This is a genomic window from Acinetobacter sp. BIGb0196, from assembly GCF_011759595.1.
Taxonomy (GTDB): Bacteria; Pseudomonadota; Gammaproteobacteria; order Pseudomonadales; family Moraxellaceae; genus Acinetobacter; species Acinetobacter guillouiae.
Genome location: NZ_JAAOZA010000001.1, coordinates 1691300 through 1712225, shown reverse-complemented (window position 1 = coordinate 1712225; position 20926 = coordinate 1691300). Strand labels below are relative to the sequence as shown.

Sequence of the window (20926 nt, the reverse complement as noted above, 5' to 3'; positions counted from 1 at the left end):
TTGAGCTACAGGATTATACAGAGTAGATACATTAAAACTTGCTGATTTATTTATACTGCATACTTTAAAACCAAGACTTTGTTTGCAATGAATAAAATATATATTGGCGCATCTGTGCTCATGACAACACTTCTTTCTGCATGTTCTACCCCTGAAGTAAATACTCAAAATGCTAAACCGCTTGGCATGGCCAATCCTGCAAGTGTGTATTGTCAAAAAATGGGAGGCGAGTCTCAGATTAAAAAAGATGCATTAGGAAATGAAGCTGGATATTGTAAGCTTCCAAATGGAACAGTGGTTGATGAATGGAAGTTGTTTAGAAGTGCACAAGGCGATGAGCAAGCTGCTGCTAAATAATTTTGAATAATCGCTGCGGAATATAAACAATAGACAAGCCTTCTGGAATGACTGATTCTCTATTGGTATAAATTTTAGACTCATTACTGTATATTCACTACGGTAATGAGTTGCTCCACCCTTTTCATAGTTAAAATAAATTAGATCTAAACATGCACTAAATATAAACAGTATTGTATTTATTTTGGGAATATTGAATAGATGAAAACCTATCAATCTAAACAGGAACTGATTGTTGCAATCAATAATTCATTAAATCAATATTTAACAGAATTTGAAGAAATATCCGAAGACTTAAAAGATCATAAAGTTGCAGCTGTAGATAAAACCCCTGCCCAAAATTTATCCTATCAATTGGGATGGGTAAATTTATTATTAGAATGGGAAAGCAAAGAACTTGCAGGTTTCCCCGTTTCAATGCCGAAAGAAGGCTATAAATGGAATAACTTAGCAAGTCTATATCAAAATTTTTATCAAACCCATGCCCAGCATTCATTAAAAGAAAATACTCAGTTATTGTCTAAACGGGTCAAAGAAGTCACAGACTGGATTGAAAATCTAACAGATGAAGAACTATTTGAAATAAATCAACGTAAATGGGCAACCACACCTGCCAACTGGCCACTGTATAAATGGATTCATATCAACACTGTCGCCCCTTTTACCAATTTTAGAGTTCAAATCAGAAAATGGAAGAAATTCAACATAAATACTGAACAAACTAAATAGCCTTAACAGGTTATCTTTTTCAGATCTAAGTATTGAGTAATGGTGTTATTTAATTCGTCCAAATAATACTGTTTGGGTTTTTCTTGTCCCAAGGATTAGTCTAATTTCATTAAAGTAGGCAGGTATTCTGTTTTATAGACACGCTCATATTCACCACAGAATAATGCTCTATTTACCTCAGTACTGGTATTTTCATCATCCAGTTGCTCATGCATGACTTCAATGGATTTTTATTTTTTCATCAATACCAAACTATGCGGATTTGGAGTAATGCAACCTATAAGCATAAGCAACAATATCATTGTTATTTTTTTCATAAACTTGCTTCATTGTTCTTAGGTTAAGCTGACCATAAACTATTTATATCTTATATCACCCTCTCAATTTATCGATAACAATTAAAATTTGAGTTTTTCTAAAATACGTATTAAAATTTTGATTAAGTAACAAAATCAAGATTTGATATAAACAGATCAAATCTAATTAACTAAAAGTGCTGAGAGTGAAAATTCAATCACTCGCAATTTTATTGATTGTCAGCCATTTAAGGTGTAAAGAATTTAATCCATGCCCCCTAGAAATAAGCCAAACACAAAACAATTGTTATCCTCTGCTTGGTCAACAGATCAAGATTGCTTTCTCATTGAAAACAACCATTTAACTGTTGATCAATTGGTTGAAATACTGCCTTACCAGCATGATGAAATTATCGCAAGAAAAAGACAACTTGGACTGCTTAGAAGAGATTTTTACATGAAAAAACTACATGACTTGTAAGCAAAATTACAATACCCCCGCATCAGGCGCGACATAATGAATATATATATTAAATACTTAAATATAGGGCTATGTCATGAACAACAAGTTTAAAATATTAACGCTCGTCGGTGGAATAGCATTACTTAGTGTTGCGGCATTTGCTTATGCAGGAAATGAAAAGATTCAAACCGTTAACAATGTAGATTTAAAGAGATATCTGGGTACTTGGCATGAAATTGCGCGCAAACCAATGTATTTTCAAAAGAAATGCGATTATAACGTTACTGCTGATTATTCCTTAAATGAAAATGGCTCAATCAAAGTGGATAATCGTTGTTATGATAAAAATGGCAAGCTTCAACAATCGATTGGCGAAGCATCTGTACAAAACGCGCCTACGAACTCCAAATTAAAAGTGAGTTTTTTACCAAAAGTACTTCGTTGGCTGCCTGTAGGACGTGGTGATTATTGGATTTTAAAGCTGGATGAAAATTATCAAGTTGCATTGATCGGTACTCCTAATAAAAAATATTTATGGTTACTCAGTCGATCTCAACAGCTTGATCCAGCCACGACTGAAGAATATTTAAATTATGCTAAAAGCTTAGGCTATGATTTAAGTGATTTAATTGAAACCAAACAAAAATAAATGCAAACAAGCCCTTTTTAAGGGCTTGTTGAATCTAGCTTATTTTATACGATTGCACTACAAGCCCTTCTGATCAATATCGTCTACGAAATGAGACACAACTGATGAGCAAGCCCACAATCATCAATGCTCCAGCACACAAAAAGGTAAATTGCATCCCATCAATGATTGCTAAAGCCGTTGCCTGATTGAACTGAATTGTGCCGACACCGAATGAAAAAATAGCTCCCATCACAGAAGCCCCGATAATTAAGCCCATATTACGAGATAAGCTAAGAAGTCCTGATACCATCCCTTGTCGAGCTTTGGGAACATCCGCCAAAGTCATAGTATTGTTGGCCGCCTGAAACAGTTGATAACCTAAAGTCAAAATAATGATAGGGAAAATATAGCCACTTAGACCCATCAATTTCGGTACGATAGCGAGCATAAAGCTACCGATAATCAGAAAAATCAACCCTATAGCGACGATATAGCGACTGCCCCAACGATCGACAAGTCGACCCGATGGAATCCCACTTAAGATAGCAACCACTGGTCCAATTCCCATAATCAAACCCACTTGCATTTGATTCAAGCTTAGACCTAGGCTCAGATAAAAAGGTCCAATGACGAGCGTGGCCATCATAACAGCGGCAACCATCAAGTTAATCAGCAGGTTTGGCGTTATGTTCTGGTCTGGTTGCCATGAACTTAACGTAGGAATTTGTTTTCTAATGCAATCATTAGGCAACAACACCCAAGCCAGAATAATCGCGATACTCGCAAGTATAAACTGTAATCCAAAAATGCTTTGCCAACCGCTCAAGGTAATCAGAAGCCCACCCAACACAGGTCCAAGTGCTGTACCTAAAGCAGATATCGTTCCAAGCATTCCCATTGCTCTTCCTAACTGTGATTTACTGACGGTCTGACGTGTAAGTGCCATTGCAAGTGTCATTAAGAATGCTGCACCTATTCCTTGAAATGATCGTGCAGCAACCAATATCCATAAGCTAGGTGCAACACTACATAGCAATGAAGCCAAACTGAATATAACCAGTCCAACGATCAGCATAGACTTACATCCATATCGATCACCTAAGCGTCCAGCAATCACAACCGTGATCGTCAACGAGATAAGATATCCAATTACAACTGCCTGTACTTGAATAAATGGCAGTAGAAATACCTCAGCAAGTGTAGGTAATGCGATATTGACAATGCTTGTTCCCAACGATGCCAATAAGATGGATAACCCCAAAGTGATGGTGATTCCAGTTTGGGTCTTGTTTGTCAATGTTAATGATTCTGTCTGCTCTGTCATGTTGCGCTCTTGTCAGCAGTGGTGTTTAATCACATACTACTAATTCAAGTTGACTTGAGGTCAAGTATGAAATTTCTTGATATTGGTGAAGTTTCAGCAAAAAGTGGAATTAAACCTTCGGCACTACGCTATTACGAAGAAATCGGTTTGATTTTCTCAATTTCTCGTCATGGATTACGTAGACAATTCTCTTCGGAAGTTCTGTTACGACTCACTTTGATTTCAATGGGGAAGTCGGCGGGCTTTTCGCTTAAAGAGATCGCAGCAATGTTCGATAGTCATGGCGCACTTGATCTTTCCCCAAGTGTTATTCACCAAAAAGCTGATGAGATCGATCTTCAAATTCATAAATTGATCGCACTCCGTGACATACTTCGTCACGTAGGTGACTGCCCTGCACCATCGCATTTGCAATGTCCTAGTTTTAAGCGACTAGTTGAGAAGGCAGCTCAGAAATAAAAGAAATTTTTAAAAGATTTTTGATGAGTATTTGCTGAATAGCTAAATTAGATTGTAGAACAATAATTAAAATTAGCACGCAATGACATTGAACAGTCAAATGGCTTTCTCTAAGATGATAAAACAAGCTTAAATTTTCATGACTTTTATACGTTTGTAGCCTGATCTACGAATATAAATTGTATCTGTTGAAATCGGTATTTTTGATTTATGGATCAAAGCAAATCTAGTGATTCTGGTGTTTTCCTCTGGTTAACATATCACACGCTTAATAAAATGAATTTGGACGCAAATCGGATATTTTCACAAATAAGATTATCTGAACAACCACCTGACAAAACCATTCGGCGAGATAATTCGACCCAACAACGCTTTTGGGAAATAGCTGAAGAAATCAGTGCTGATCAGGATATCGGACTCCATGTAGGTGAACATTTCCCCATTTTTAGAGGCGAAATATTAGAATACATTTTTATGAGTAGCCCTACATTTGGGGACGGCTTACAAAGAGCCTTGCGTTATCAGAAAATTTTTACCGATGCTTTTGTGGCTCATTTACACATTGAAAATCAAAATGCAATGATCACGAATCTTCAGCACCCAGTTCGTCATTATCTAGAATGTGCCATAAGCGTTATGCTTAATTTTTTAAACTATATCAGTAACAATCATTTTCATCCCAAAGAAATATGGTTGCCTTACCAAGAAGGCGCTAGTTTAAATGAATATCAACGTATCTGGAAATGCCCGACTCGTTTAGGTATGCAGTACGGCTGTATAATTTTTGATGCGGAAATATTGAGTTTAGCTTCAGCATCGGCTGAACCAATGCTATTAAAAATACATGAGCATGTAGCTAAACAGCAGGTGAAAGTTGTCGATAAATATTATTTGATTAATGATATAGAAAACCTACTCAGCTCTGGTTTATTAGAATCAGGGCAATTAGATTTAAAATTAATTGCCCAACATTTAGGGCTGCAGCCACGAAAACTTCGTGCAGATCTTAAAGAAGTTAACACGACTTTTGAAAAAGTTTTGGCAACTTATCGTGAAAAAATGGCCAAAAAGCTGTTGATGAATCCCAATATGAGCATAGATCAAGTTGTATATTTACTTGGTTTTTCTGAGCCTTCCGCCTTTTCACGTGCCTTTAAACGTTGGACAAATGAAACGCCATCCCATTATCGCCAGCGCAAGCAAAAATAAGTTTTTAGCTATAACTTGATTCTAATGACATTTAACGAGTTAGCTTTTCGGTCAAAAAAAATGAGCTGTTCTTTTCTACACTGATGGTTATTTCTTAATTGAAAAGGATCAGAGATGTTAGGTTTTCCAATTGGCCTTTTAGTTGCGAATGGATTTGAATGGTATGCTCATAAGGTATGGTTGCATGAGTTTCCAAGTAAACACCGTAATAGCCCTTTCTTCACACATATAGCACATCATAAACGTGCCAGGACAGATGTGTTTCATGATGAAGGATATCGTGAATCTATGTTTAAAAATGCAGAAATTTATAATGAAAAAACCGCATTGTTAGGTTTAGCCGCGGTTTCAACTGTATTTTTACCCATTGCACCATTTTTTACTGCTGGCTTATATTATGGGATTTGGAATTATTGGCGAGTACATGCAAAATCTCATCTAGACCCTGAATATGCACGTAAACGAATCCCTTGGCACTATGATCATCATATGGCAAGTAATCAAAATGCCAATTGGTGTGTTACACGTCCGTGGTTTGATTATATTATGGGAACACGTGTTTTTACTGAGCTTTCGATTAAAGAAAGCAATCCCTTAGGAATAAAACTACCTAAAAATTTTGAAATAATCCTAAACAAGACATCACAGAAAATATTTGCAAAATCATATCTTAAAATTACCTCTAAGAGTGCATTGGATATAAAAAGTGCTCGTCAAGGCATCTCATTAGAACTGTAAATTTTAACAAATAAAGTATTAAGGATCATTTAGATGAAACGATTATTGCCCAAACACATTGCTGCACCAAAGTTTTTACATCATTTTATCGATCGTTCAGAGACAATCAACGGAAGACCTTTTGATGTGAATACGCCAACGCATACACCAAAAGGAAAGTATTCTTGCGTTCATTATGGGGTTATGATTCCGAATCTTGAAGCACCATTTAATTTTTTGAATCTATTAATTGTGGTTGGCCAACCTCGTGTAAAAATTTTTCGGAATCAACATTTGATCCAAACTACTGCGCTTGATACTGCAAATGTATTAATCGGTACTGCAGTAGGTACAAAAGAACATTTTAATGGCTATAGTGTAGAAAATGACTGTGTATTGGAAAGCAATGGTTCATCTTTAAGCTTTGGTCGTGACGTGTTACTCGAAGGCGAATATCCAAATTTTCATGCGCATCGTGAAGGTCATGATTTCAATTTTGATTTAAAGATTCGTGCGACTGATAAAATTGCCCATTTTGCGCAAATGTCATTGGGTTTATATGATCACTGGGCATTATTATGTACATATGAAGGATTTCTTGAATATCAAGGTAAAAAAACCAAGGTTCAGGGTCTTTGTACTTATGAATATGCTCGTGCAGTAGATGTAAACTTATATATCAATTATTTTACTTATCATATTTTAAATATCGATGAGAAAAATCAAGTCCTACTTGTAGAAGTTCTTGGTCCATTAAATCTAGTATTGCAACGTCGAGTATATATTCGTTCTACAGATGATCATGGCAGTATTCATTCAAATGGATTTAATTTTAATGTCCATGCATTTGAAGCTCAGCGCGTTATAACCCCGAATGGTTTATCAATGCGTTTACCTCGTACTTTCTCCTGGAGCGTGAATGATGATAATGGAAATCCGTTAATACATATTGATGGTCTAACAAATGCTGATTTTCAATATGGCATGGCGGGAGGCTATGCAGGGAGCTATCAGTACAAAGGTACATTCAAGGGTCGTGCGGTTGAAGGTACTGGTTATATTGAATATCTAGATACCCGTACCGATTAGATCGATTCAACTTTTAACTAGGTGATAAAAAGCCTAGTTAAAACAGATATAGACATCATCCACTTTACCATTGCTCGATATTCATCAATGTAGTTTTGAAATATATCAAGGCAACGATAATACGGTATTCAGGTTTTTCTACATTTACTTTGGAGGGAAGTAAAAGTAAATTAAAGAGAACTATTCCTTAATTACTAAGACAAAATGAATATCTTTAACCAATTTAAACTTTGTATTGAGCAGCGTAAAAGCTTAATTCCAGCATCCTTGCTACTGATATTTTCAACAAGCGCTATGAGTGTTTACGCAGAAACGGATGAGCAATTAAGCAAATCTGGGCAATGGCGTGACCCTGCAACAGGTCTAATCTGGATGCGTTGTTCAATTGGGCAATCATGGACAGGCTCAACTTGTAAGGGTGATCCTTTGGAATTTAAAAACTGGGAAGATGCACAAGATTATCTTGATCAAATGAATAAAAATGGTGGATTTGAAGGTAAAAATAACTGGCGTGTTCCCAAAATAAAAGAATTAATAACAATTCGTAAATGTAGTACTGGCTGGAGGAAAATAGGACAAATACAATTACCAGAACAAGAGCGGAGACAATATGGACAAGATCATGAACTTGAAATGAAAAAACTACCTTATGGGCAAAAAGCTCCGACTAACTGTGCTGATGATTCAACTAGCCCTACATTAGATACTCATATTTTCCCTAATACCCCATCTAATGGTAAATATTGGTCAAGTTCATTATCCCCATGGAAACCTATAGGCTACAAATATAAGGCATGGAAAGTCAACTTTAAGACTGGTTTTTTTGCACCGACCATTAACTACACAGACGACGGTAGTTTTTCTAGAGCAGTTCGAAATAGTCGCTAGTCTCCCAGCAGTATTGTCTAGCATTTTATATAAGCAGTATCATGATAATGTTAGAAAAAATTTAAAAATATGAAAGAATTGCAACGACTGAAAAATAGCTGATTTTGCTTATAGAGCAAATCATAGTGAGTAATGATTATTTAAATATCTTAAATTGGATAAGGAATAGACGATAAAAAAGGCCTATAAAGCAAGTTAAACTAACTTCATAGGCCTTTGATCTATTTCAATATTACTTCGCTACAGAAGCTTCTGTTGTAATATTTACAGTGATTTTATCACCTACATTCGGCACATATGCTCCAACACCAAATGCTGAACGATTAAATGATGTCGTTGCATTGAAACCAATTGACTGTGCTTTAGTCATTGGATGCTCACCTTGTTTGTTTAAAACAGCATCTAAAACAACAGGTTTAGTCACATCTTTCACAGTTAAGTTACCTGTGATTTTGTATTTGTTTTTACCTAAAGCTTGAACTTTCGTACTTTTAAAAGTGATGTTTGGATACTTTGCAGCATCAAAGAAATCTGCATTTTTTAAATGTTCATCTAATGCTGCAACATTGGTATTTAAACTAGACAATGGAATAGTTACATTGACAGATGAGTCTGCTGGTTTTGCATTATCAACAGAAATCGTACCTTGGATGTCACTGAAGTTTGCTGAAGGTGTTGAAAAACCGAAATGATTCCAAGTAAATACTGTTGCGGTATGTGTTGGATCAATTTTGTAATCTACAGGCTTTGCCATGCTGAAAGTTGCAACTGATGCTACGGCTAAACCCAATGTTAATGCTTTAAAGTTCATCTTTATATTCTCGCTATCGAATGGATATTAGTTTATACACTTCCCGTATAAATTCATTGTTATTGATAATACGATATGTTGCATATATGCAACGATTCTATAATGACCATTTTTAAAACTTGATCAAAACCTTAAAAATCAATATAAAGCATTGTTTTATAATTATTTAATTTTTTAGAATCTAATTAAGCAAAGCATAGACCATAGGTTAAATTCAAAGCTAAAATTTATAAAGCAATAAATTACACTAGACCATTTTAGGGAAATTTTATATTTATGGTACTGGTCTTTTTTATCTGATGAATGTTTTATGGCAAATATTGCTCAAGCACAAAGTACACAAACACCTTATCGTGTGACACTCACCAATCCCCAAGGACATACATGGTATGCCGATGAACCTAGCGATAAAGGTGGTCAAGATACCGCACCGAACCCGATTCAAATTTTATTATCTGCATTAGGTGCTTGTACTGTGGTCACCCTAGAAATGTATGCAAATCATAAAGGGCTTAAAATTGAACATGTACAATTAGATTTAGTTTTAAATCCTGAGGGTGATCCTGAAGCAGGTCAAAATAATATTTCAAGGAAAATTGTTCTTAAAGGTGATTTCACCGAGGAGCAACATAAACGACTGCTAAAAGTTGCAGAAAGCTGCCCTGTTCATAAATTATTGACTTCAAATATTCAAATTCAGACAGAGTTGGGTATTGAATAAGAATTTCCCCGTTTTATAACAAGAGGATCAGGTATGCTTCTTAATATGTATTAGTTCCGATCTGATCAGACATTGATCTTGAAAAAGAGAAAGTTACCCGTTTTGATAAAGGTGTCGAATCTTAATCAAACAAAGGTAACTTTCTTATGTTGCATACTAACAATCAAATCATCAAACACAAAGTAGGCTTACTCAATTTAGCTGAAGAACTTCAGAATGTATCCAGAGCTTGTAAAGTCATGGGTGTCTCTAGAGATACCTTTTACCGTTATCAGGAACTCGTTGAATCAGGTGATGTTGATTCACTCATCAATAAATCCCGAAGAGTACCGAATCTTAAGAATCGTGTAGACGATGCCACAGAACAAGCCGTTATTGATTTCGCAATCCAATATCCAGCTTATGGTCAACACCGCAGTAGTAATGAGTTACGTAAAAATGGTGTATTCATTTCAGGTAGCGGGGTTCGATCTATTTGGCTCCGCCACGATTTAGAGAATTTTAAAAAGCGATTGAAAGCCTTAGAAGCCAAAGTGGCACAAGATGGCTTTGAGTTAAATGATCATCAGATTGCTGCACTTGAGCGTAAACATGAAGATGATGTTGCTTGTGGCGAAATAGAAACACACCATCCAGGATATCTTGGAGCCCAAGATACATTTTACGTTGGCAATCTGAAAGGTGTCGGTCGAATCTATCAACAAACTTTCATCGACACCTACAGCAAAGTCGTTCATTGCAAGCTCTATACAACGAAAACACCGATTACAGCGGCAGATCTGTTAAATGATCGTGTACTACCATTTTATCAGTCGCAGGATCTACCAATGCTGCGTATCCTGACAGATAGAGGTACTGAATATTGCGGTAAGGTTGAACAACATGATTATGAGCTATATTTAGCCATCAATGATATTGATCACACCAAAACAAAAGCAGCATCCCCACAAACGAATGGAATATGCGAGCGTTTCCATAAGACGATCTTGCAGGAGTTTTATCAAATTACATTTAGGAAGAAGCTTTATAATACATTAGAGGAATTACAAGCTGATCTAGACGTTTGGCAAAAATTCTATAATACTGAACGAACTCATCAGGGAAAAATGTGCTGTGGTCGCACACCACTGGAAACATTACTTGATGGGAAGCGAATTTGGGCTGAGAAGAATTTAGCTCAAATTTAACCTGACAGGCACACTAAAAAATGGGTAACTGTCAGATCTGGTTTGAGCTAGTACACTTAATAAATACCCTGCTCAATGCCCTCTATCCATATTCTGACCCAGTTAGCATTTACTTGATCAAAAGTATAACCTTGATGTTTAAAAGCATTATAACAATCTATGAAATGCTGACGAATAGTCTGGTCATTGTTCCAGTGCAATAAGATTTTTCTAACACGTTCAGAAGTAAGACTTAATTCATCTGCTTGTTCATATTCATCATAACCGCTATTCACTTTTTGCGTTGCATAGTCAATTAGGCTATATGCTGAGGGATGATTTAAACAGAGATTTGACAATTTTTCTGTATCAAACAAATAAGACTGAAACATATCCAAAAAATTTTCTATATATTTAAATTCAGCATTCTCTTCTTGATATAAATGATAATGAATATAAGTTTCTGCAAATTGCTGTAAAAAGATTAATTCCCCAATAGTCCAGTCCCTTAAGCTATAAGCACTTATGCGCTGAAAGAAATAATTTTCTGATAAAAAATTATTGGTTCCTTGCACTAAAAAATCTAAAAACAATGGTAAAAAATATTTGAATTCGCATAGCGGTGTTTGATTTGAATATGCTGCATTTACATAATTGTTGAAAATACCAATCTCAATTCGTTGCAATGGTGTATTTTTCAAATAAATATGATCTTCCTCAAAAGAACAACCACCACACATACAGGCATCTAAAGCTTCCGTTTTATCAAGACTATATACAGAAAAAATTTTATAACCTTGTGCAATCAATTCTTTTAGTTTTATGGAATATTGTTCTTGTTCAGTATTCATTTGCTGATCTTTTATATTTTCAAGAATAGATTCTATAATTATAATTTTTTTCAGCTGTTAATTTAAATGAAGATTAATTCTTAAAATTACAAACGATAAAAATCAAAGCCCCTTTCGGGGCTTTTAAACTTATAACTTTTCAACCAAGACACGATCGACTTGCTTTAAACCAGATTGTTTTTCATGGTTTTTACGGCGGATCTTAATCAACTTATCTTCTTGAAAATCCTGTAACAGCAACTCAACTGCAACCATAGATTCAAGCGGCAAATCTTGCCCAATCCACTTTTGCTCACCTGCGTCCATCAAGGTAATTTCATCACTAATTTGTTCATAAAGGCTCATATTTTCCTCACTTCTAGGATATGTATCACTATGTTTCATGAATACCCAATGAATGGCACAACTATATACCTATTGCAAAAAACTGCCACTAAAATTTACTTAATTTACAAACAAATTTCATAAAATAAAAATGTGCTAAATAGGGAGTTTTTATACTTTATAATTCAGAAACTTATATTTAAATGTAGCACTTAATATCCCTACCTGCTTCTAGAGTTGAGCGAAGTTTTGTACCCTAATATATTCTGCTAAAATAAAACTGATTGCCAAGACTTACACTATTTTTAAATCTATAAACACTTTAGCTCCTTATTATTGGAGATATTTTTATACGATAAAAAAGCAAAAAACCCACTAAAAAGTGAACTTAATATCTAGTGGATTACCATAACGTTGTCCACTCTAAAAGAATATGCCTATGCCTTGATCAAGATGAAAAAGCTTTTACTTGGGCAACATCATATTGATCTTTAGCAAGCTTGCCTTGTTTAAAAAGCCAAGTTGCTACTTCTGGCCATGACCACAAAGGAGATTTAGTAGATACGCCATATATTGGTGTAGGAAACAAACCATCACCTCGTTTATTTAATGCATATAGTGATAGAGCTTGGCGACTTAATCCTGCACGCTCAGCCATTTCAGATAATGAGGCAACCCCATTCTCTTCCAAAACTAATTGGTTAAACCCTGCCGATTGAATGTTTTCAAATGCAGAATTAATCGCCTCAGCAGCACTGCTCGCTTCGCGATCAAATTCCAAATAAACAGTACTATTTGAACTACAGATCAAAGCATCATCACAACCAGCTTCAAATAATTTATCTTCTAAATTCTCTATATTTGGACGTGCATCACGAATCACAATTGTAAAGTGATAAGTATTCATTGTTCACTCTCCATTGCATTGATTAACATTACGAATAATTTGCTTTGCATGATTCTCTGGATTTCTAGGCGTACTCCATACACTCATTTGATGCTCCGTATGCCCTGCTATACAACGCAGTCTACAAAATGCATGTGATGATTTACCTGATTCCACAACATCCCACCCATTTTCAATTGCATATTCGATTGCTTCACGAATATGCTTATTAGGATGCTTATCCATGGTTACACCTATTCTAAATAAATTATACGACCATATGTTGACACATGTCAACAAGGCTAAAATGAATGACACACTGTTTCTAATTTTTGATTAATATCATTTATAAAAACATTCCTTTTTTTTAATTCATCACTCAATTGAAGAGTTAGTTTATCAAGCTCAAACTGACTTATCACGCTTTCCCTAAGATCACTTTCACTAAGGAGCTATATATCTTTTACTATTCGTGATGATCATCATAATTTAGTTTCAGCACACCACGTAAAAAAACCAGTAAGCAAAATAAACACCGCCTAACAGTTATCGATGATGGTGTTTTTAATCAATGCTCTTTCCATTCATCTAAAAAATGCTGATCTATTTTAGATGGCTTAAGGTAAACCTTCATATTTCTTAGAAGAAAAATAACTTTAAACACATGGTTTCTATTTTTTATTTTTAAAAAGTGAATGCAGAGCAATAAAAAAACGCCCCTAGCGGAGCGTTTCCATATTTAAAACGATGCAAGAATTAAGCAGTTAATTCTTTTACAGCGCCAACAACAGCTTCAGTAGTAATACCAAAGAATTGGAATAAATCTTTGGCTGGTGCAGACTCACCATAAGTCGACATACCAATAACTTTGCCGTCTAAACCTACAAATTTCCACCAGTAATCTACATGTCCAGCTTCAACTGCAACACGTGCACGGATATTTGATGGTAATACCGCTTCACGATATGCAGCATCTTGCTTCACAAATTCTTCCGCACATGGCATAGACACTACACGTACACCATCAAGTTGTGCATATGCTTCCATTGCCAATGAAACTTCTGAACCAGTCGCGATGATGATCGCTTTTAATTCGCCTTTTTCTTCAGCCAATACATAACCACCTTTCACAACATTCTCAATCTGAGCTTGAGTACGTGTTTGGAATGGTAAGTTTTGACGAGAGAAAATTAACGCTGTAGGACCTTCGTTACGTGTTAAAGCAGATTTCCAAGAAATAGACGCTTCAACTGTGTCACATGGACGCCATGTATTTAAATTTGGTGTACCGCGTAAAGAAGCAATTTGCTCAACAGGTTGATGCGTTGGACCATCTTCACCTAGACCAATTGAGTCATGAGTATAAACATGGATCACACGTTGTTTCATCAATGCAGACATACGAACTGCATTACGAGCATATTCCATAAACATAAGGAAGGTTGCTACATAAGGAATGAAACCACCATGCAATGCTACACCATTGGCAATTGCAGTCATACCAAACTCACGCACACCATAATGTACGTAGTTACCCGCAGGATCAGACTCAACCCCTTTCGCACCTTTCCAAAGTGTAAGGTTTGAACCAGCCAAGTCAGCAGAACCACCTAAAATTTCAGGTAGTAAAGGTGCAAATGCTTGAATCGCATTTTGGCTTGCTTTACGTGTTGCAATGGTTTCACCTTTGGCATTCACTTCAGCAATATAAGCATCCGCTTGTGCCAAAAATTCTGCAGGCAAGTCACCATTCACACGGCGTTTTAACTCAGCCGCTTCTGTTGGGTATTTTGCAGCATAGGTTGCAAAAATGTCATTCCAAGCAGCTTCAGAAGCTGAACCTTTTGCTTTTGCATCCCAAGCTGTATAAACATCAGCAGGAATAACAAACGGCTCTTCTTTCCAACCCAATGCTTCACGAGTTAATGTAATTTCATCATTACCTAGTGGCGCACCGTGGCAATCTTCTTTACCTTGTTTGTTTGGCGAACCTAAACCAATAATCGTTTTACAGATAATCAACGTTGGTTTCGAGCTTTCTGCACGCGCAGCAACTGTTGCAGCACGAATTGCATCTGCATCATGACCGTCTGCACGAAGTACTTGCCAACCATAAGCTTTAAAGCGTTCTTCTGTATCGTCAGAGAACCAGCCTTCTACTTCACCATCAATAGAAATACCGTTGTCATCATAATAAACAACGAGTTTTCCAAGACCTAATGTTCCAGCAAGTGAACATGCTTCATGGGAAATACCTTCCATTAAGCAACCATCACCCAAGAAACAGTAAGTGAAATGATCTACAACTTGAATATCTTCTTTATTGAATTGTGCCGCTAAAGTTTTCTCAGCAAGTGCAAAACCTACAGCATTGGCAACACCTTGACCAAGTGGACCTGTTGTCGTTTCAATCCCTGGTGCATAACCTAATTCTGGGTGACCAGGAGTTTTAGAATGTAATTGGCGGAATTGTTTAATATCTTCAATAGAAAGATCATAACCAGTTAAATGAAGCAAAGCATATTGCAACATTGAACCATGACCATTTGACAATACAAAACGGTCGCGGTTTGCCCATTGTGGGTTGGTTGGATTATGGTTTAAAAATTCACGCCATACGACATCAGCGATATCTGCCATCCCCATTGGAGCACCTGGATGTCCAGAATTAGCTTTTTGCACAGCATCCATAGCCAATACACGAATTGCGTTAGCTATACGACGTTCATTCAGCGGGGTTGTCATAAATCAGAGTCCAATAAATTAAAATATAGGAAGATGAATAGAAAATTCAAAAACTGGGATGTATTGTCTTAAAAAAAGCGATCAGGGTAAAGACTTAAGTCTATATTTATCCGCTTAGGTTGCAAATTAATTAAAAAATATACCGAATAGTCTTAAATCAACGTTAAAAACGGTCTTTTTTCTTATTCATATCGAACATCTCAACATCAGCAAAACAAATTTGATTATGTTTAAGCGATGCATTTACATTCGGATATTCTTTCACCACCCGATTCAGTCTAAATATTGAAAATTTCATGCTGATCAATATTCAATAGAACAAGATCTTGCTAAAGCGTTTCACACGATAAAAAGTCATGATAACTTGAATGCAAATCGCCCTGCTTTTGCAAATTTTCCAAGAAACAGGACTCAATCGTAATCTTTTATCAATTTTTCTAATGAGCATATCAATTAAAAACACATGAAAATGAATTTAATTCATGCATTTTAGTCAGGTAATGCTAGTCCTCAGGCTGAAGTCGATGTAACATATTGCGTCTTTATAAATTACTGTGATAGGACTTTCATGCGCGAGTATGCTGTTTTTACTTCGGAATCTGTGAGCGAAGGCCATCCAGATAAAATGGCTGACCAAATCAGTGACGCTATCTTGGATGCAATCTTAAAAGAAGACCCATACGCTAGGGTTGCATGCGAAACATTAGTAAAAACTGGTGCAGTCGTTCTTGCAGGTGAAATTACAACGACTGCAAATGTCGATTTTGAAACTATTGTCCGCAATACCGTAAATGGAATTGGCTATCACCATACCGATTTAGGTTTTGATGGTTCAACTTGTGCTGTGATTAACATGGTGGGTAAACAATCACCTGAAATTGCACAAGGTGTAGACCGTCAAAAACCAGAAGACCAAGGTGCAGGTGACCAAGGTTTAATGTTTGGTTATGCAAGCCGTGAAACTGATGTGTTGATGCCAGCACCGATTTCATATGCGCATCGCTTAATGGAAAAACAAGCTGAATTACGTCGTAACGGCGCACTACCGTGGTTACGCCCAGATGCAAAAAGCCAAGTAACATTTGCCTACGAAAATGGCAAACCTGTTCGCCTAGATGCAGTTGTTCTTTCAACTCAGCACGATCCTGAAATTTCACAAGCTAATCTTAAAGAAGCTGTGATTGAAGAAATCGTGAAAAAAATCATCCCTGCTGAAATGTTCCATGCGGGTACTAAATTTCACATCAACCCAACTGGGTTATTTGTGATTGGTGGTCCAGTGGGTGACTGTGGTTTAACCGGTCGTAAAATCATTGTAGATACTTACGGTGGTATGGCGCGTCATGGTGGCGGTGCTTTCTCGGGTAAAGACCCATCAAAAGTTGACCGTTCTGCTGCTTATGCAGGCCGTTATGTTGCAAAAAATATTGTTGCGGCAGGTTTGGCGGATAAATGTGAAATTCAAGTGTCTTATGCAATTGGTGTTGCTGAGCCGACTTCGATTTCGATCAACACATTTAATACAGGCAAAGTATCTGATGAATTGATTATTCAATTGGTTCGTGAGCATTTTGACTTACGTCCATACGGTATCACCCGTATGCTCGATCTAATTCAACCGATGTATAAGCAAACTGCTGCTTATGGTCATTTTGGTCGTGAAGGTTCAGATACTGCATTTACTTGGGAAAAAACAGATAAAGTTGAAGCGCTTAAAGCTTCTGCAAATTTGTAATTCTAGCCTAAGATCTAAATCTAAAAAAGCTCGCAAATGCGAGCTTTTTTATTGAATTAATGTTATCGGGATGAATACCTCAAAATTTTTCCTCCTCTACTCCACTTAATATCTATATCTTAAATATCTTATCGATATTTATAGCTTTAAAACACATCTAATGGTTTGTTTATTTTAATCATTAGCATGATCTAATTTTATTGTTCTTTAAAGCCCAATCAAACCTTTACACAATTCAACCAATCATTTACAGCACTTATTGACCACCTGATTTAGAATCTGGCTGTAACACACTCAATAAAGAAACTTGCGCTGGCGTTTCTGTATTGTGATTTTGCAAATAAATATGTCCCACTTTAAACGTTACTGCTGCAATCAAACAAGCAGCCAGACAAAACGTCCATAATCCATATGGGCTTTTAATATGTTGAGAGCCACATTTTGGACAAACTTTTTGTGTTGAACTGACCGCTTCATCACAACAAGCACAATGATATTGTAGAATCATATTCAGATCTCCTTTTATGGCGCTATTATTGTTTTTAATTATTACACTACAATTATATCCATATATGTAATGCAAAAAATCTGTTTCTTTTTTTAGTGTACATGATTCGTATCTTTTGACAAGATAAATTTGTTTCAATATATTCTCATATAAATTCAATAACTTAACTTTATATACTAAAAATAATTGATTATAAATCAACACCTATCAAATTATGGATCATTCATTCAATATTCTGTATTACATTGATTCAAGCTATAATCTGTAAAGTGAAAGATATTGTTTTGGAGATTATTTTGGTACAGCTGATTAAAAAAGGCGGATTAAGAGAACGTGCAAATCGCAGTCGTAAATACACGCAATCTGAAAATAATATTAAAACCTTAGATCCACATCGCTATACCACTCAAGATCAAAACCACAGTCGCAATGATCAACCGTTACAAGAGCAGCCTTTAAATCCTCAACAACATCCTGACCACTAAAACATCTTCAAGACATCGACCCAAAGAAAAATGGCGAATAATAAGAAAAAGCTTCCTGAAACAATATCGATATAACTTCCTGATTTTTGATAAATGCGCTTAATTTTAGGAATTGACATGATCATCATCAATAGACTAAAAACTAAAAATGTTTGAATGGGAATAATCACTGCCAATTGCGGTTTTAAATCTGCACCTGCTGTTGAACTCAATGCCAATGAAAAAACACTACTGAAATAAATCACAATCTTAGGATTAGCTAAATTGGTATAAAGCCCCAATAGAAAATAGTTTTTAGGGGGCTGCTCGATCACGCCATCTAAATTGGTATTTTGTTTAAGTGTTGCAATGCCGCCTCTCAACATTGCATAGCCCATTTTGGCAAGGAACAGGCCTCCGATCAGCATCAAGACTTGTTGAATCCACGGCCATTGTTCCAATAAAACCGTAAAACCAAGCAAAGTTAAAGCAACCCATACCACCACACCGGCAGAGATGCCTAGAATGATTTTTAAAGTATTGGCACGTGTTGTCGATGCTGAGCTTTTAGCGACAAGTAATACATCTGGACCAGGACTCAACTGTGCAACAAAGTGTAGTGCACAAATGGTCAATAACATCGACATAATAAAATCTTAGAAATTGTGACTCAGTGATTATATCGTTTGATCAAAAATATGTTTAAGAAATTAAGCTTGCTTTAGGGTTTGTTGACATTTCATAAATGGCTTGCGTTGTAGGTTAAAATTGAGCAGGCAAGGCAGGAAACGAAGAGAATAGCGAGACTATTTTCGAGTTTCATAACGAAGGCTGAGATAATTTTAGCCACAACCCTGAGCAAGAACAAAGCACTGCTTTGTTTGCAGCGCAAGGCGCAGCGGGGACTAGCGTGTTTTTTGCTGCTACGTCGTTACGAACTACTCATTTAGAATCACTAAATTTCGTATTTCGTGCCTAGTATCGCCTAAAAAACACTCGTAGTCGCAAACGTAGACGAATTGTCAACAGACCCTATGATTTCAGGCATAAAAAAGCCGAATCATTGATTCGGCGTTCTATTCAACATCCTAGACTGTATTTTACTTTTTATTTACATCTTTCAATTCAATTTGTTTATGCTGCGGTTCAACTTCATGCGCTTCACCATCAATAATGGTTGAATCACGATGTTGCCCACCAGATTGCTGGTTTTGCATATCCTGCATTTGACGCATCAAATCTGCAAATGGGTTTTGACCTTGAGCACCACCCATGTCCCCCATTCCACCCATCATATTGTTCATCATGGCTTGTTGCTTTTTCGCCATATATTTCATACCTGCATTTTTAATTGCATTCTGTACAGGTGGAAGAATAACCAGTAGCGCCAAGACATCGGTGATTAAACCTGGAATCATCAACAAAATACCCGCAAATGCTGTCGCCATTTTTTTGGCAATTGCAGGATCATTCCCCATCATTCCTGTCATTTGCATTTGTTGTAATTGCGGCATAATTGTTGCGGTACTTGAACGCAACAAGTTTAAACCAATTACAAAAGCAATGATAAACCAGAAAAATACGTACCAACCGCTAATGAACTGGGCTACACCAATCCATACAGCAATTTCAACAATCGTACCAATTAAAATAATAGGAAAAAGTTTCATCGAAACAAGGCATCTCAAAGATAAATTAAAAGTGAGCTTGAAAATTCACATATAAAAACAATGAATTTCGTTGCTTCTATCATTTATATGGGCAGTTAAAAATTTTTAAAGGGTAATTTTGTGTTCTGACAGCGATTTTATTTATTTGTGCGATTTATTGACTGAGGTTTTATAAATAATGAGCACCCTAGCGCTGTGCTTAAGGGAAATAATACTGTTGTGTACTTTGATTATACAACTAAGTTAAAATTTTACTTACAATTCATTTTTAGAATCATATAATTGAAGCAAGACTTACGATAAGCAGTATTATGCCTTTAATTATTGGAATTGACCCCGGTTCACGCTTAACAGGTTATGGCATCATTGAAAAAGATGGTCAAAAACTTACTTTTGTTGATGCTGGTACAATTCGCACTGAAACAACAGAAATGCCTGAGCGACTCAAACGAATTTTTGCTGGAGTTGAACGTATTGTTCAGTTTCATGGCCCTACAGAAGCTGCTGTAGAGCAAGTATTTATGGCACAAAACCCTGATTCTGCTTTAAAACTTGGACAAGCGCGTGGCGCGGCAATTGCAGCGTTGGTCAATTTAGACTTACAAGTTGCAGAATATACGGCTCGTCAAATTAAACAATCTGTTGTGGGCTATGGTGCTGCAGACAAAGAACAAGTTCAGATGATGGTGATGAAGTTACTTAACTTATCAATCCAACCCCAACAAGATGCTGCCGATGCACTCGCTGCAGCAATTTGCCATGCCCATGCTTCTGGCAGTATGAGCAAATTAGCTGTACTGAATGCTTTAGGCGGTATGGCTCGTGGGCGGAGTCGCAATAGTAGTCGTCGACGTTAATTTATATACACCACCAAAACGCCTCG

Annotated in this window: 24 protein-coding genes; 14 read left to right on the top strand and 10 right to left on the bottom strand. The window is 36.4% G+C overall.

The window, feature by feature from the left end:
- Positions 1-87: 87 nt before the first annotated feature.
- The 4 genes from FHR28_RS07755 (at position 88) to FHR28_RS07740 (ending at position 2494) form a co-directional block, all read left to right on the top strand.
- Entirely contained in the window at positions 88-357 is a 270-nt protein-coding gene (locus tag FHR28_RS07755) for a DUF333 domain-containing protein (RefSeq protein WP_004719494.1), read from the top strand.
- 201 nt (positions 358-558) lie between these two features.
- The gene (locus FHR28_RS07750) at positions 559-1086 is read left to right on the top strand and encodes a ClbS/DfsB family four-helix bundle protein (protein WP_105713699.1); all 528 of its coding nucleotides are present in this window, start codon (positions 559-561) and stop codon (positions 1084-1086) included.
- Positions 1087-1653: 567 nt separating this feature from the next.
- A complete protein-coding gene (locus FHR28_RS21870; protein WP_056512760.1) occupies positions 1654-1863 on the top strand; it encodes a hypothetical protein in 210 nt (69 codons plus the stop codon).
- 76 nt (positions 1864-1939) lie between these two features.
- Positions 1940-2494 carry a lipocalin family protein gene (locus FHR28_RS07740; protein WP_105713700.1) on the top strand — a complete coding sequence of 185 codons (555 nt, stop codon included), beginning with the start codon at positions 1940-1942 and terminating at the stop codon, positions 2492-2494.
- Positions 2495-2567: 73 nt separating this feature from the next.
- Here FHR28_RS07740 and FHR28_RS07735 read toward each other — a convergent pair whose 3' ends face one another.
- Positions 2568-3800: an MFS transporter gene (locus FHR28_RS07735; RefSeq protein WP_166782301.1), complete on the bottom strand. Its 1233-nt coding sequence runs from the start codon at positions 3798-3800 to the stop codon at positions 2568-2570.
- A gap of 66 nt (positions 3801-3866) precedes the next feature.
- Here FHR28_RS07735 and FHR28_RS07730 point away from each other — a divergent pair, with 66 nt between their 5' ends.
- The 5 genes from FHR28_RS07730 (at position 3867) to FHR28_RS07710 (ending at position 8162) form a co-directional block, all read left to right on the top strand.
- Entirely contained in the window at positions 3867-4259 is a 393-nt protein-coding gene (locus FHR28_RS07730) for a helix-turn-helix domain-containing protein (protein ID WP_004719481.1), read from the top strand.
- A 210-nt stretch (positions 4260-4469) separates the two neighbouring features.
- The gene (locus FHR28_RS07725; RefSeq protein ID WP_166782300.1) at positions 4470-5468 is read left to right on the top strand and encodes an AraC family transcriptional regulator; all 999 of its coding nucleotides are present in this window, start codon (positions 4470-4472) and stop codon (positions 5466-5468) included.
- A gap of 114 nt (positions 5469-5582) precedes the next feature.
- Entirely contained in the window at positions 5583-6206 is a 624-nt protein-coding gene (locus tag FHR28_RS07720) for a sterol desaturase family protein (RefSeq protein ID WP_004719477.1), read from the top strand.
- 33 nt (positions 6207-6239) lie between these two features.
- Entirely contained in the window at positions 6240-7274 is a 1035-nt protein-coding gene (locus FHR28_RS07715) for a DUF6670 family protein (RefSeq protein ID WP_166782299.1), read from the top strand.
- A gap of 204 nt (positions 7275-7478) precedes the next feature.
- Positions 7479-8162 carry a DUF1566 domain-containing protein gene (locus tag FHR28_RS07710; RefSeq protein WP_004719474.1) on the top strand — a complete coding sequence of 228 codons (684 nt, stop codon included), beginning with the start codon at positions 7479-7481 and terminating at the stop codon, positions 8160-8162.
- Between the two features lie 232 nt (positions 8163-8394).
- On the opposite strand, the gene FHR28_RS07705 is transcribed toward FHR28_RS07710, so the two are convergent.
- Entirely contained in the window at positions 8395-8973 is a 579-nt protein-coding gene (locus tag FHR28_RS07705) for a YceI family protein (RefSeq protein ID WP_004719471.1), read from the bottom strand.
- 310 nt (positions 8974-9283) lie between these two features.
- Between FHR28_RS07705 and FHR28_RS07700 the strand changes: the two genes are divergently transcribed.
- Both FHR28_RS07700 and FHR28_RS07695 read left to right on the top strand, forming a co-directional pair.
- Complete coding sequence (locus FHR28_RS07700; RefSeq protein ID WP_151957434.1) at positions 9284-9694, top strand: OsmC family protein; 411 nt, start codon at positions 9284-9286, stop codon at positions 9692-9694.
- Positions 9695-9840: 146 nt separating this feature from the next.
- Positions 9841-10881, top strand: a complete 1041-nt coding sequence (locus FHR28_RS07695) for an IS481 family transposase (protein WP_166781830.1) — start codon at positions 9841-9843, stop codon at positions 10879-10881.
- A gap of 56 nt (positions 10882-10937) precedes the next feature.
- Here the strand turns inward: FHR28_RS07695 and FHR28_RS07690 are convergent, their stop codons facing one another.
- The 5 genes from FHR28_RS07690 to tkt all read right to left on the bottom strand — a co-directional run bounded on the left by FHR28_RS07690 (position 10938) and on the right by tkt (position 15666).
- Positions 10938-11711 carry a hypothetical protein gene (locus tag FHR28_RS07690; RefSeq protein WP_166782298.1) on the bottom strand — a complete coding sequence of 258 codons (774 nt, stop codon included), beginning with the start codon at positions 11709-11711 and terminating at the stop codon, positions 10938-10940.
- A gap of 129 nt (positions 11712-11840) precedes the next feature.
- Positions 11841-12056, bottom strand: a complete 216-nt coding sequence (locus FHR28_RS07685) for a hypothetical protein (RefSeq protein ID WP_004719469.1) — start codon at positions 12054-12056, stop codon at positions 11841-11843.
- Between the two features lie 427 nt (positions 12057-12483).
- A complete protein-coding gene (locus FHR28_RS07680; protein WP_105713709.1) occupies positions 12484-12942 on the bottom strand; it encodes a transcriptional regulator in 459 nt (152 codons plus the stop codon).
- 3 nt (positions 12943-12945) lie between these two features.
- Positions 12946-13167 carry a hypothetical protein gene (locus FHR28_RS07675; protein WP_004822338.1) on the bottom strand — a complete coding sequence of 74 codons (222 nt, stop codon included), beginning with the start codon at positions 13165-13167 and terminating at the stop codon, positions 12946-12948.
- 510 nt (positions 13168-13677) lie between these two features.
- Complete coding sequence (gene tkt / locus FHR28_RS07670) at positions 13678-15666, bottom strand: transketolase (protein WP_154129348.1); 1989 nt, start codon at positions 15664-15666, stop codon at positions 13678-13680.
- Positions 15667-16234: 568 nt separating this feature from the next.
- Between tkt and metK the strand changes: the two genes are divergently transcribed.
- Positions 16235-17401, top strand: a complete 1167-nt coding sequence (gene metK / locus FHR28_RS07665; RefSeq protein ID WP_004719464.1) for a methionine adenosyltransferase — start codon at positions 16235-16237, stop codon at positions 17399-17401.
- 256 nt (positions 17402-17657) lie between these two features.
- Here the strand turns inward: metK and FHR28_RS07660 are convergent, their stop codons facing one another.
- On the bottom strand, positions 17658-17909 hold the full coding sequence (locus FHR28_RS07660) for a hypothetical protein (protein WP_166782297.1): 252 nt from the start codon (positions 17907-17909) through the stop codon (positions 17658-17660).
- A gap of 296 nt (positions 17910-18205) precedes the next feature.
- On the opposite strand from FHR28_RS07660, the gene FHR28_RS07655 reads away from it, so the two are divergent.
- A complete protein-coding gene (locus FHR28_RS07655; protein WP_166782786.1) occupies positions 18206-18394 on the top strand; it encodes a hypothetical protein in 189 nt (62 codons plus the stop codon).
- On the opposite strand, the gene FHR28_RS07650 is transcribed toward FHR28_RS07655, so the two are convergent.
- Positions 18391-19020, bottom strand: coding sequence for a LysE family transporter (locus FHR28_RS07650; protein WP_166782296.1), 630 nt, complete (start codon positions 19018-19020; stop codon positions 18391-18393). The two genes, FHR28_RS07655 and FHR28_RS07650, sit on opposite strands and share 4 nt — an antisense overlap.
- Positions 19021-19473: 453 nt before the next feature.
- Positions 19474-20043, bottom strand: a complete 570-nt coding sequence (locus FHR28_RS07645; protein WP_151957437.1) for an FxsA family protein — start codon at positions 20041-20043, stop codon at positions 19474-19476.
- 311 nt (positions 20044-20354) lie between these two features.
- Between FHR28_RS07645 and ruvC the strand changes: the two genes are divergently transcribed.
- Positions 20355-20900: a crossover junction endodeoxyribonuclease RuvC gene (ruvC, locus tag FHR28_RS07640; RefSeq protein ID WP_004719459.1), complete on the top strand. Its 546-nt coding sequence runs from the start codon at positions 20355-20357 to the stop codon at positions 20898-20900.
- Positions 20901-20926: the final 26 nt, after the last annotated feature.